General features: G+C 36.0%; 12 protein-coding genes and 1 pseudogene. 2 read left to right on the forward strand and 11 right to left on the reverse strand.

Features of this window, described 5'->3' with window-relative positions; translation table 11 throughout:
• Positions 1 to 138 precede the first annotated feature (138 nt).
• Positions 139 to 897: a DNA-methyltransferase gene (locus tag FC27_RS06365; RefSeq protein ID WP_040521240.1), complete on the forward strand. Its 759-nt coding sequence runs from the start codon at positions 139 to 141 to the stop codon at positions 895 to 897.
• Between the two features lie 35 nt (positions 898 to 932).
• Here the strand turns inward: FC27_RS06365 and FC27_RS06370 are convergent, their stop codons facing one another.
• From FC27_RS06370 to FC27_RS06390, 5 genes are all read right to left on the reverse strand, one after another.
• Complete coding sequence (locus FC27_RS06370) at positions 933 to 1,247, reverse strand: DUF7226 domain-containing protein (protein WP_010624533.1); 315 nt, start codon at positions 1,245 to 1,247, stop codon at positions 933 to 935.
• Positions 1,248 to 1,256: 9 nt separating this feature from the next.
• Positions 1,257 to 2,237, reverse strand: coding sequence for a type II restriction enzyme (locus FC27_RS06375; protein ID WP_010624534.1), 981 nt, complete (start codon positions 2,235 to 2,237; stop codon positions 1,257 to 1,259).
• A gap of 12 nt (positions 2,238 to 2,249) precedes the next feature.
• The gene (locus tag FC27_RS06380) at positions 2,250 to 2,969 is read right to left on the reverse strand and encodes a DNA adenine methylase (protein WP_010624535.1); all 720 of its coding nucleotides are present in this window, start codon (positions 2,967 to 2,969) and stop codon (positions 2,250 to 2,252) included.
• Positions 2,970 to 3,140: 171 nt separating this feature from the next.
• Entirely contained in the window at positions 3,141 to 3,638 is a 498-nt protein-coding gene (locus tag FC27_RS06385) for a hypothetical protein (RefSeq protein WP_010624536.1), read from the reverse strand.
• Positions 3,639 to 3,764: 126 nt separating this feature from the next.
• Positions 3,765 to 4,739: a zinc-binding dehydrogenase gene (locus tag FC27_RS06390; RefSeq protein ID WP_010624537.1), complete on the reverse strand. Its 975-nt coding sequence runs from the start codon at positions 4,737 to 4,739 to the stop codon at positions 3,765 to 3,767.
• Between the two features lie 887 nt (positions 4,740 to 5,626).
• On the opposite strand from FC27_RS06390, the gene FC27_RS06395 reads away from it, so the two are divergent.
• Positions 5,627 to 6,325, forward strand: a complete 699-nt coding sequence (locus FC27_RS06395) for a Bax inhibitor-1/YccA family protein (protein ID WP_010624538.1) — start codon at positions 5,627 to 5,629, stop codon at positions 6,323 to 6,325.
• A gap of 64 nt (positions 6,326 to 6,389) precedes the next feature.
• Here the strand turns inward: FC27_RS06395 and FC27_RS06400 are convergent, their stop codons facing one another.
• The 6 genes and pseudogenes from FC27_RS06400 to FC27_RS06425 all read right to left on the reverse strand — a co-directional run bounded on the left by FC27_RS06400 (position 6,390) and on the right by FC27_RS06425 (position 12,750).
• Complete coding sequence (locus tag FC27_RS06400) at positions 6,390 to 7,589, reverse strand: zinc-ribbon domain-containing protein (RefSeq protein ID WP_010624539.1); 1,200 nt, start codon at positions 7,587 to 7,589, stop codon at positions 6,390 to 6,392.
• Between the two features lie 10 nt (positions 7,590 to 7,599).
• Positions 7,600 to 8,388 carry an SGNH/GDSL hydrolase family protein gene (locus FC27_RS06405; protein WP_029508173.1) on the reverse strand — a complete coding sequence of 263 codons (789 nt, stop codon included), beginning with the start codon at positions 8,386 to 8,388 and terminating at the stop codon, positions 7,600 to 7,602.
• Between the two features lie 2 nt (positions 8,389 to 8,390).
• Positions 8,391 to 9,281, reverse strand: coding sequence for a zinc ribbon domain-containing protein (locus tag FC27_RS06410; protein WP_010624541.1), 891 nt, complete (start codon positions 9,279 to 9,281; stop codon positions 8,391 to 8,393).
• A gap of 190 nt (positions 9,282 to 9,471) precedes the next feature.
• Entirely contained in the window at positions 9,472 to 10,014 is a 543-nt protein-coding gene (locus FC27_RS06415) for a dihydrofolate reductase family protein (RefSeq protein WP_010624542.1), read from the reverse strand.
• Positions 10,015 to 10,067: 53 nt separating this feature from the next.
• Positions 10,068 to 11,522, reverse strand: coding sequence for a glycoside hydrolase family 1 protein (locus FC27_RS06420; RefSeq protein ID WP_010624543.1), 1,455 nt, complete (start codon positions 11,520 to 11,522; stop codon positions 10,068 to 10,070).
• Between the two features lies 1 nt (position 11,523).
• Positions 11,524 to 12,750: pseudogene (locus FC27_RS06425) on the reverse strand (PTS sugar transporter subunit IIC).
• Positions 12,751 to 12,753 lie beyond the last annotated feature (3 nt).

Raw genomic sequence — 12,753 nt, forward strand, 5'->3', positions numbered from 1 at the left:
CCAGAAAGTTTAGACCCAAAAAAATATCTGGAAGTCTTTTTTGGATATAATTTAAAAATGAATTTGACAATCAATTACGTAATTTGTTGATATAATACTTTTTTGCATTTCTAAGGAGAAAACAAATTGAAACAAATTATGAAAGATACAAACGTCAAACTAATTCTTGCTGATTCATTTGAATTTTTAGAAAAATTGCCCGAAAAATCAATCGATACTATTATTGCAGATCCCCCATATTTTTTAATCAATGGCGGCTTTTCAAACAGTGGAGGAAAACAAGTAAGTGTTAATAAAGACGATTGGGATAAAAAAAGTTCAGAAGATGCAGAAATATTCTACAAAAACTTTATTCATTTATCAAAACGCTGTTTAAAGGATAACGGAACAATTTGGATCTTTGGAACAATGCATAATATTTATACAATTGGATATTTATTGAAAAAAGATTTTAAAATTTTAAACAACATAACTTGGCAAAAATCTAATCCTGCTCCAAACCTTTCTAAAAGAATGTTTACCCATTCCACAGAGACTATCATCTGGGCTAAAAAGAAAGTTGGTCATCAATTATATAATTATCAATTTATGAAACACCTAAATAATGATAAACAAATGAAGGACGTTTGGACGACCCCAACGATAGGAAGTTATGAGAAAGCTTTCGGTAGACATCCTACTCAAAAGCCTTTATCAGTCATAACAAGAATCATCCAAGCTTCTACTGACGAATCATCACTGATTCTTGATCCATTTGTTGGATCTGGTACTACTGCCGTTGCGGGAAAAATACTGAATAGAAAAGTCATCGGTATAGATAATTCTCGCGAATATTTGAATATTACCAAAACCAGAATCATTAACATTAAAAAATCAAAATTTGGAACCATAAAGTAAAGAGCCATTAAGTTTTTACTTAATGGCTCTTCGTTTTATTTAATAAGTGAATAAATCCATTTAATCCATTGTTTAACGGTACTATATCTTCTTTCAGCAGTGACCATTGAACCAACATTATATGCATTATCAAATATATTTTTTATAATCATCATCCGTGTTTCTGCGGTAAATTTATAATCAGATTTTATGTATAAATCCAATGCATATTTGAACGTAGGATGTTCAATAATATCCTTGATTATTTGTATATTTCTAGAGCTAGTATTATGTTCGTTAGCAATAGATTTTCCACGCTGTGTTCGTTGATACTTGCCGTCAACCCTTTCAGCATATCCCAGATAGTGCAAGGCCTCACCCTAGTAATCCGATTGCCTTATATCAAAACCATAAGCCTCAGAAATTTCATCTTTGGTCATTGGATCTTTTAACTTATGTAAAATATCAAGCAATCGCGAAAAAGAATTTGCCTGTGGAAATGGAACTTCCTCAAATTTTATTTTTGAGGATAACAAAATATTTTTTATTTCAGCAAGCGTGATTTCTCTTTCTTCGTCCAAAACAAAATCCATCTGTTTTACTTTCCTGATAGAACTGTATACATTATCATTTTCGAACTCATAAATATTAAAAGAAAAAGTTTCATCCACATAAGTAAAAAACACGGGAATAATTGGTTTCTTTATTCCTAAGCCTTGATAAGTACGATACGGATAATACAACTGCCTTACCATAAAATTCTTTGGCATCAGTGTTTTAGCTTCAAAAATAGCAATCCTATTCATATTTTCATATGTGGAATCAACCTCAATTTGACTGTTTCTCACAGTGATTTTTTGATTATTACCTTGTCCTATCTCAATATCATAGTCAAAATAACCGGAACCCATTCGGCCAGACAAAGTTAGATAACTTTCCCCATTATTTTCAGAATTAATTGAATCAAAATTCATAACATCATCAATCATTCCTGAAGCTTTGGCCATATTCAAAGCAACTGGTTCACTAGTAATTTCTTTAATATTTATACTTTTGATATAATCGGGCAACTGTTTAACAATTGGTTGAATTTCATCGTGATCGTAGTCCTGATATGCTTTAAATTTTCCCACCAAGTATGTTCCTCTAGTATCAGGCAAAATTGCTAGATTTTTCTCCTGCAATATCTTTGGTAGTTGTCGTCTGTTATCAAATTTTGTCATCAGACGAGGCTCTCTTCCACCAATCTCCTTGATTTGATCAGCGGTTAGATGAAAAACTCCATTTTTTTCAACATCCGAATCAATATTTAACTCTTGAAATAACTTTTCCCAAGCTAATTCAGTTTTTGACTTTGTCATACAATCACCATTCTAATAATTCATAATGAGAACTTCATCCACTTTACCGCGTTTTTTCCCATTACTATTAATAGCCCTATTTGCTTTTATTATATGGGTAGTCTTTTCATAATCCTTATATAATTCATGTATTAAATCAACTGAACTGTTCGACAACATTACATAGCATCCTCTTCTATCTAAGTCGACGAATAAATCACGTAGTTTTGTTTGTTCTTCAACACCAAATCCGCCTGATGTGTAACTTACAAAACTAGCGCTTTCTGAAACAGGCGCATATGGAGGATCAAAATAAATAAAATCCCCGTTTTTTGCATCCTCTGTAACTTTAGTGAAATCTCCGGTTTCGATTTTAATATCTGTGTCGTTAAAGTATTTAGAATCTGCTCTAATTACATCTTCATTAACAATATTTGGGTTTTTATTGCTAGCATACGGTACATTAAACTGATTTTTTGAATTGACTCTAAATAGACCATTGAAACAAGTTTTATTCAAATAAATCAATTCATCGGAATCATTTTTTATAACTTGATATACGTTAGTCAACTCTTCGTTAAAATCATTAATTACTATTTGTGATGGCTGCAAATCAAAAGCAACAGCACCACCACCGACAAATGGTTCATAGTACTTATTAAAATTAGTTGGATAATATTTTTGAATCTCAGGCAATAATTGTCTCTTACCACCAGCCCATTTTAAAAATGGCTTCACATTTGAATTACTCATTATTTTCCCTCGACAATCAATGTTTCAAATAAAAACATTATATAACGTGTAGACAATAAGCTACAACTCTAGATGTTGGATTTTGAAGAAGGTTTCCCATTAAATCATTCTTCTAACCAATATTTCTATAACAAAACAAAAAATCCCGTCGAAAGTTTCAACGGGATTTGATCAGTTTTTACTATTATTAACGTCATTTTCTGCCAGGTAGAAATATTGAATGTACTTATCTTGGCCAAAGCCGGCGTCACCTTCTTGCAGCGGTGTTAACGATGTTAATTCTATTAACTCTGTCCCTGTAGTGTTCGTAAAGATTTTTGGCAGCCCGTCTTCTTCAACGTCTTGATCATTGACCAGATAGAAGTGATGGCCATTTGTTACCAAACAGAAATCACCAAAATCACGCAATGACAAAAAATAATCGGAGATAACAATATCTTTTTCATCATCTGCTGGATCCAACTGATAGCTAGTATCAGGTTCCAAACGAGCCACTTTGCTTTTTATGACGTAGATAACTGGCAAGGTATGTTCTTGGGTCATTGAAAAAGTATCAAAGTCCAAATATTCTTCGAAAAAATTAACCGTATTGTTAACGACTTTAGCAAGCTCTGAACGTTCGGGATTATGAGTCACATGTAGATGAGCGTCATCATTTGAATTATCCATAATTGATTGCCTCATTTGTTCGTTATTGTAATTACGATTTTAATACATTTTTTGACTCATTACGATGCAAACTAGTTTACCTTCATCAATTAGGTCAAGGTTGAACAGATTCATCCTGAAAATTAACTATTCTTGAAAAGTGGCGACTAATTTACCAACGACCTGATCGCTTTGAATTTCATCCAAGCCGTCAGCTAAATCTTCTCTCTTCAAAACTTTGCTGATCAATGGATCAACTTTGTTATCAGCAATCAATGCTAGCAATTCTTTGGCCATCCGACCAAGATCGGCGACTTTTTCTGGATTGCCACTCCGGTGTGCGCCACCTAGATCTAAATCGCTGATCGTCAAAGCTTTTTCGTTTGGAAAATCCTTGGGCGTGTCTAGAACGCAAACTAGTTGACCATTGTAAGCTAACCTTGGTAAATCAGCTTCAGGATGACCGATCGTGTTCACAATTAGGTCGACTCCTAATCCAGCTGTCAACTGGTCGATACGACTGCTGACATCTTCGTTGCGATAATCTATTTGAGAATCAGGCGCTAACTTAGCCACAAAATCCTGTTTACCTTTTGAAACGGTAGTATACACTGTCTTGCCAGCATTTTTGGCGAGTTGAATTGCCATGCTACCGACGCCGCCGGCTCCGGCGTGGATCAAGACTGTTTTTACATCGTTCAGATTTGATTTACGATAAATTGCTTGGTAAGCTGTCAAACCAGCGCAAAGACTGGCTGCCGCTTTTTCAAAGCTGACTGAATCTGGGATCAAAGCCACTGCAGCAGCGGGATAGCTGACGTATTCGGCAAAGGCTCCATCGCTGGCTAAATTGTTATGGCCACATACCCGCTGATTCGGATGAAAATCGGTCACATCTGCCCCGACTGCTTCAACTATTCCCGCTACATCGAGTCCCAATGTGTGGGGATACTGCCAATTAGGATGAGAACTTGTGAACACCTTGTAATCAACGGGATTCAAACCGACGGCCATCGTTTTGATCAAAACTTCATCTGCTTTTAACTCCGGTTTGGGACGTTCCTGCCATTCGACTTCTTTGATTGTGTGTATATCTTTGTTGGGAACAACTAAAGCTTTCATTTCTCGACCACCCTTTTTCTATGAATCTATATAGTTAATTATAAAAATCATTTTTGAAATGTGAAAGGCTAGTTTTTGCTAAGCTCAAATTTACCACACAAAAAGCCCTTATGACTTACATCATAAGGGTCGTTTGATTACATATTTAAATTTCGTCATTTGATATTCTCAAATCGGTCTTATTGACTATCACCCGTCAGAGTTGCTAATCAATTGAGGATTCAAAGTCTTCCACGTAGTTTCTCTTCTTGTTGATGATGCCAAACTCGCCGATTGGGCTCCCGACTTTTGAAACCTCAGTCTCCTTTAATTCACGTGGATGCCAATTTGATCAAGTAAAAAATTTCTGCAGCAATTCTCTTGAGTCAGTTTGAGGAAAAAGTTTCTTTCGTACGTAATTTCTATACGATACTCAAAGTTGAAGTGATTCTACCCGACCAAAATTCGTTGGCATTGACGTTTCATGAATTTCTAGAATTTCTTAGTTTCTCAGGAATCTACCAAGCAAAACGATCTTGCTGTTTTGCAATGTGGTCCGGTTTTCAGTTAAGTGACCGCCAGTCAAAGCTAAAAAATATAAACTGATTTAATTTTTTGAATTTCCTCAAATTAGTTCAACAGCTTTTAAAGTCTTCAGTTCTTGGACTCAAGTGTATAGTAGCAGTTTTTTATCCTTTTGATAGCTCGATTTACGCAACTTATACTTGTCCGATTTAACGAACATTTTATGAAAATGATTTCTGTTAAACATTTCCAAATTGATTGATTTTTCTAATAGGTGACGGGAATTATTTTTATATTTCGGTAAACTATTGTGCTGATTATTATCATGAAAAGATTTTCTATTGTAAACTTGCTATAATGTAATTAGTAAGAAGGAGGACTTTATGCAAACTATAGATAAAGCAAAAGCCACTGGACTGGCTCGCTTCACGTCTCTTGTCTACCTTTACACTGGTTTAGGTGTGGCATTCTGGACGATAGCAGCCAACGCAATGGCTCGTAATACAGCAATTTCGAATTCAGTTTTAGGCATGATGAGTGCCCATCCACTGATTTTCTCGATCGTCGTCATCGCCGTTTCCTTCGGATTCATTTCCTTAGCCAACGTTGCGGCAACCAAGTCATACCTGATGACGTTTATCAGCTACGTCTTGTTCCTAACTTCGTTCGCTGTCTTCGGGATTCCGATTTTCTACATTTACTCAGCTAAAAGCATCATTCAAGCTTTAACGGTTACATCAGTTATCTTCGTTGTTTCGGCGGGGATCGGATTCTTTACTAAGAAGGATTTGACGACTTGGAGCAGAACCTTGATGATCGGCTTGATCTCCATTATCGCTGTTTCAGTTATCAACCTTTTGATCTTTAAGAGTTCATTATTGATGTTAGGTATCAATATTGCTATCATCGTCGTTTTCTTATTCTATATTGCTTTTGATTCGCAAAATATCAAACGGATCTATGCACAAGCTCAAGGATCTGAAAATCTCGGTGCTATCGCCTTGATTGCTTCGATCAATTTAGTACTTGATTTCATTAACGTGTTATTGAGTATCCTACAAATCTTTGGCGACAACAATTAATCAGTATTAAAAAAGTGTCTTTGACTATTGGAAATCAATAGTTAAAGGCACTTTATTTTTTTGCTTATTTAATCCATCCCTGGCTATACTTTTCGGAATAAAGTTCGTTACCATCGAAATCATAGGATTCAACGATCGAACCACCGCCTGATTGATTGAATTGCAATTGGACTTGTCCGTCGCTGTTTTGCAAGACTTTGTATGAGCCAGACTTGCCCCCGAGAGTGTATGTGCCATCAGCGTTTAATTCTAAGTCTGGGCTACCGGAGTAGTGGCCGACTAACGAATTGTTACTATCGCTGGAATCTGAATCCGAGTCATCATCAGAATCTGTTGATTCAGTTGGGGTTGGTTTACTTTCTGCTTCATCGTGTCTTTGTTCATCAGAATCATGACTGACTTGATTAGGAGAAGTTTCTGTTTCAATGTCTTTCTTAGCTTTTTTCTTGTGCTTCTTCTTTTCCTTAGCAACCGTCAATTTGGCGATATTATCCTTTTTATCGGTCGTAACCTTGACTTGTTGCTCTTTGGATTTCTTGGAACCTTTAATTTTCAAATCGTAAACGCCCGGTTTCAAGTGTGAAATCTTATATTGAGAACCATCACGAGTAGCGGCAATTTGTTTCCAGTCGAGATAAAAGGCCGGATCCTCGATATTAGTTGAGATATCCAAAGTCTTATCTTTTTCAGAGATCTTATACTTGTCGAAGATATAAAAATATTTGCCGTCTTTAACGACCGAATACATTCCGTTATTTTGCTTACCGGAGATCTGCTGATTAATATTTTTAACGTCTGATCCATCGTCTAAATATAGTCTCTTCAAATCTTCAATATTCTCATCAGATAACCTTTTTTTGTTGGCATCCACTAAAACAGTTTTCATCTTGGAAGTATTGCCACTGGTTGCTTCATCTTTTAGAGCTTGAACTTGACGTTCTTTACCATAGTAAAAGTTCCCCGCAAAGTATCCTCCTGCGACTAAGACTAGTAAAAGAATAATGGTGATGATCGGACCTTTGCGATGTTTTTTCTTCTTTGGAGTCGGTTGGTCGCTGAATGCATCAGTTTGAGTTGCTTGAGTCGATTGATCCTCTGATTGATTATCATTGCTCATCTCGACAGTTGCTTGTGGATGTTCATCGATGACTGGTGCAGTTGTGACTGCCATATCAGTTTCCAACCTACGACCGCATTCTGGACAGAAATAGTCTTGCTCCCCTAACTTATTTCCGCAGTTGGGGCAGTACTCTGGTTTATCCATTTAAATCCCCCTAGTTTTCTGGTTGCTGAATTACTTTTTCGAGCAATTTTGCGATTTGGTCGTGTCCTTGTTGATTGGGGTGGAACTGGTCTCGCAAAATTGCATAATTTTTATCGTAGCCTAGGCTGTTTTTCGTCACGTCGGGATTGTTTTTCCAAATCGTGGAAAGATCGGCCACGGGAACGTGATACTTTTTAGCGATGGCTTTGATTTTTTGGTCATAAATCTGATCATTGGCAAGATATTTGCCGTTGCTGGGCGACCAGGTCGTTACTAAAATTATTTTTGCCTTAGTTTGCGATTGGACTTGTTGAACGATGCTGTCCAAATTTTTAACGAAGTTATTAACGTTGGTCTCATCGATCCCATAAGCGGCATCATTGGTACCAAATTCAATCGTAACTAAATCTGGTTGATCATTGATAACGTCCTGAACGTGAGATATTCCAAAATTAGTCGCCGTCTTGCCAACCATAGAAGTATTGGCTTCGGTAACTTGCCTACCTGTTAATTTTGTTAAATCCTTCGTGAACAAGGTTGTAAAGCGAGTCGTCTGGTCATTAGAAAACAAGCCGACTGATAGCGAGTCTCCCAGTGCGTGATACTTCAAAGTTTTCTTGGGAGATTTTTTTAGCTCGCTCAAAATCGTCGGCATTGTTTTAGCCTCAGCCGAAGGCTTGACCTTAGTCACTCGTGCGGATTCTGAATGGTGCGTTTCTTTAGTCTTGTGATGATTGAAACTTAAAAACGTGACACATAAAAGCAATACGAAACTTGCTAGAAGAGTTAGTTTTCTCATATTTAGCCCGCATCAATACCGAGCATCGAAGCTATTGTTTTGCCGAAGTTCTTTCCAATAGTTTCCATATATTTACCTTGCGCTTGTCCACGAACAATATTCATAATAATAAAGAAGACAACAGTATTGGACATTACCGCAATGAGAACAACATATATTTTGTCAATTTTTACTTGAGCCCTATCGACGATAATCGAAGCCGTATAGGCAATCGCGAAAAAGCCTGGGACGATAAAGAACAATAAGCTTAACATCTCAACATTCCTGATAAGTTCATTAGGACCTTGGGCTGTAAGGCTTCCGGGCATGGATACAGCTATGAACAGTGCAATCAATAATTCCGCAATTAAAAGTGAGTTTGAATAAGTTGCCAATTGATTTGTATAACTGAACATATCAGTTTGCGGATCAACCATAAATTTCTTGCAGACGAATCCAACTGCGATAAACATTACAAAACCTGCTAAAACTAATGGGAATATTTTGAAATATAGATCCATTCCTGTTGGTACAGCTGCAGACATAAAACCAAACGTAGATTTTTCTGCAGCCAGATATTTTGCAAAAGGTGTAAACATACTATTTAAAAATGCATAAAAAGCGTAGGAAAAGACAATCGTGTGCAATAAAAATGAAACCAATCCAAAATATTTACTCTCGTTAACTACTTTTGATGGATGCTTGATAGTTTCTAGATACCAACCAAAATAATTCATTGATTGTTTCTTCAACTGATCCATTTTCTCATTAGCCATCTTTGGCATCGCGGCCGTTGAAGCTGATGAAGTATTCATGTTCATTGGTTGTGTAGCCATTTGTACTCGACTACCACACTTAGTACAAAATTTAACCCCTGGTTGTAGCTTGGCACCGCAACTAGTACAATTTTCCACAATAAATCCCCCAAATATATTTGATTTAAAAAACAGATAGTACATTCAAATTCTATCAATATATTCTTATGAATTGGATAAGTATTACGCTTACACCTTTAAAAATAATATTTCCTACATATAAAAAAATAAAGCATTCAAGTATGAATGCTTTATTGATGAATCAATTCAAATTTATTGGATTACGTTTTTATTCATGCAAACGATGATAAGTTAAGTAGGCTACTTGATTAATTTTTTCCGCTGAAATCAATTCCAAATGATGAGTCTTCACTTCATGTGGAAATAACGGTATCCCTTCGCCAAGAATTTCAGGAACAACGCCAATTTGGTAAACATCTATCAAATTAGCATTAACTAATGGTGTAATGATACTGCTACCGCCGATGATCCAAATATCTTTGCCAGTTTGCTTCTTCAGCTTTTCAACTAATTGGTCAACTGAACCACTGACAAAATGAAGATTTTCGGTACTTGGTGCTGGCTTAGAAGTCATAATATAATTTTGAAAATCTACATAAGGATAAATTTCTGGGGAAAGCTGATTGACCACTTGACTATAAGTCTTGCGACCCATCACAACCGTATCAACATGCTCAGTCAATTTATCATATTCGCGATCAATATCGACACCATGAGCCGTTTGTTGATTCAGAAAATCAACACTCCCATTTAATTTGGCAATATATCCATCCAAAGACTGAGCAACAAAAAGAATCACTTGGCGAGCCATACCATTACCTCCCATTTGTCCCGTTAATCACAGCATAGCACATCAAACTATCTTTATATCAATTTGCCATTTGATTGAATAAGGTTTTGATACCAGTAAAAACTATCTTTTTTGAACCTCTGGCGAGTACCATTTCCATCATCGTCGATGTCTACATAAATCATCCCATATCTCTTGGACATTTGTTGCGATGAACAACTAACGATATCAATTGCTCCCCACATGCAGTACCCAAAAATATTAGCTCCATCGTAAATAGCACGACCTATTTGCTCAATATGAGCGCCCAAGTAAGCTGAACGGTAGTCATCATGTACTTGGTCATTAATCAAATCATCATAATTTCCAAAACCATTTTCAGCTACTAGTATTGGTTTCTCATAACGATCCCAATATTGAGATAAACTATTGTACAATCCCTGTGGATCTATATTCCATCCCCATGGAGTAGCAGATAAATTAGGATTATCCGTTACTGAATAAGGAATTTTTTTATTTACATCTGAATCCACCATCTGCGAAAAATAATACGAAATTGCCATATAATCCAAAGTGTTTTCAGATAAAAGTGATTTATCATCCTCAGTAATCTTAATATGCAGTTCTCGTTCTGAAAAATAATTCAATGCAAACTTTGGATAATAACCTTTGAATGCAACATCAGTAAATAAATATTGCATTCGATTATGCCACATTGCTAAAACAACATCATCAGGTTTACAGCTTTTCGGATAGGCTGTACCATCTGCAACCATGATTCCTATTTTCAATTTGGAATCTTTTAAAGTCTTCGCATATTGTTGTATCTTGGCGCAAGCTACCATCTGATTATGAACAGCTTGATACTGTGCTTCTTCGGTATTTTCATATTGATCACTGGCAATTTCTAAAGATAAATATGGCTCCACTTGGATCATATTTATTTGATTGATTAGTAACCAATATTTTACTTTGCCACTGAACCTATCTAACAAAACTTTTCCATACTTTACAAATAGATCAATAACATCTCTGTTTACCCAGCCGCCATACTTCAATGTCAAATTAATAGGCATTTCGTAATGCAACATAGTTATTATCGGTTCAATTTCGAGCTCGAGCATTTTATCGATCATACGTTCGTAATGTTCAAGAGCAGCTTCATTAGGTTTTTCATCATCACCGTTTGGAAAAATTCTTGACCAATCTAATGAAGTTCGAAAGGCTTTTAAACCTGCTTCCTTTAAGAGTTCCAAATCAGTTTCGTACGTGTTGTAAAAGTCTATGGCAAAACGTTTAGGAAAATAATGATCTTTATCAGTAATATTTTTCCGTATTTCTTCAAGCGTCATTCCTTGCTGTTCAAGTTGCTGAATTTCATCGTTTGAAAGTCCTTGATGATATGGTTGTACATCAGATGAATTGAGCCCTTTCCCATCGATCGTAAAAGCTCCATCGGCCTGACTTGCAGCTTGAGCACTTGCCCAAAAAAAATCCGTTGGAAAATATGGAAATTGATTATCTTTCATATTATTCATCCTTTGTAGCTTGGACATCTTGTTCTACCGCTTGCTTATCATAAATTCTAAAGAATGGATAATAAATTACCCAAGAAATCTCAAACAACACCAATACAAATAATAATCCCATCACTGATTTAGTTACTACCCAACCCATAATAGGACTCGGCGTATACCATAATTGAAAAGGTGCATGCGGCGTTGGAACAAAATTAGCTTTCATCGATAACCAAAGTAAAATTGGTGCCACTAATGTATTTATCCATAAAGGAATCATCAAGATAGGATTAAAAGCTACTGGTGCTCCAAAAACCAAAGGCTCATTGATATTAAAGATTGATGGTATTAATGATGCCTTGCCAATGATCCGTAAACGTTCTGATTTAGCCATAAAAGCCATCATCAGACATAACGACAATGTAACTCCACCTCCACCAATAAGAGTTAAAGCAACAGCCTCAACAGTAAAAACATTAGTTGCTGCATGACCAGCAGCAACTGCTGCTTGATTTTGAGCCATTGCTGGTAGTTCTATTGCGTACATGATTGGTGTTAAGACCCATGTTGAGATACCAAATGAATATAAGAACCCAAATGATAAGAACGTCAAAATCAATAATCCCTAAAAACTTTGCCCAAGTGCGACTAGCGGACTGAACATCAGGGTAATTATTTCAGATAAATTGATTTTAAGCTGAAATGTGAACAGCCATCCAACTAATAAAATTGCAATCATTGGGAAAATCGTATTGAACCATACTGCTACAAAATCTGGTAAAGCAGAATCTTCTTTTACTAGTTTTAAATTCGTAAATAAATTCATAACGAAACCAACAAATAAGCCAGAAACCAAAGCAGCTATCATCCCTGCTGTGCCTAATGAATTTAAATCAAAAGTTATCTTTCCTGAATTACCATTGATCTTTGGGAAAATTAACATTAGGAAAAATGCAAGACCAGCAAGACCAGCCTGTTTAGATACATCCGAATGTTTTTTTTGTTTCATTAATGTCTCAGGAATTAGATATGCCAAAAATAAAGAAAAAAGTCCCAAAGAAAATGTATTTAACACTGAAAAATCAGGCATTGCTGGAACATAATCTTTTACCAATCCCAAAATTGTTGCAAAAGATCCAATTAGAATAAGTGGCATCCCTGAAAGAATTGCTTGTTGAATCGAATCCACCCAAGGATTTCTGGCAATCTTGTTAACCTTTGGAGCAAAGCTCTCGGTCATCCA

The sequence above is a fragment of the Companilactobacillus versmoldensis DSM 14857 = KCTC 3814 genome (genome assembly GCF_001434295.1).
Taxonomy (GTDB): Bacteria; Bacillota; Bacilli; order Lactobacillales; family Lactobacillaceae; genus Companilactobacillus; species Companilactobacillus versmoldensis.